The sequence below is a fragment of the Halorubrum sp. SP9 genome (assembly GCF_005435015.1).
In the GTDB taxonomy this organism is placed as follows: domain Archaea; phylum Halobacteriota; class Halobacteria; order Halobacteriales; family Haloferacaceae; genus Halorubrum; species Halorubrum sodomense.
In genome coordinates this window covers 1-241 of record NZ_SGXU01000688.1, presented here as the reverse complement: position 1 = coordinate 241, position 241 = coordinate 1, and the positions used below count along the sequence as shown (strand labels likewise).

Annotated in this window: 1 pseudogene; it reads left to right on the top strand. The window is 63.5% G+C overall.

Annotated elements, in window-relative coordinates:
- Positions 1–241, top strand: a pseudogene (locus EXE45_RS19010) (TAT-dependent nitrous-oxide reductase); the annotation flags it as partial.

The following is a 241-nucleotide window of genomic DNA, read 5'->3' as shown; positions in this document are numbered from 1 at the left end:
CCGGCGCAGGCCGAGCCGCACGACGCGTCGATTTGCCACAAGTCGAAGATCAACCCGAAGGAGGTGTACGACCCCGAGGACCTCGAACTCAGCCACACCGCCGAGGGCGAGTCCACGATGGAGCGCGTCTCCGAGGACCGCGTGGAGATCGAGATGTACTCCACTCGGAACCACTACGGGTTCCAGGAGATGGTCGTCCAGGAGGGCGACGAGGTGGAGATGCAGGTGACGAACATCGAGA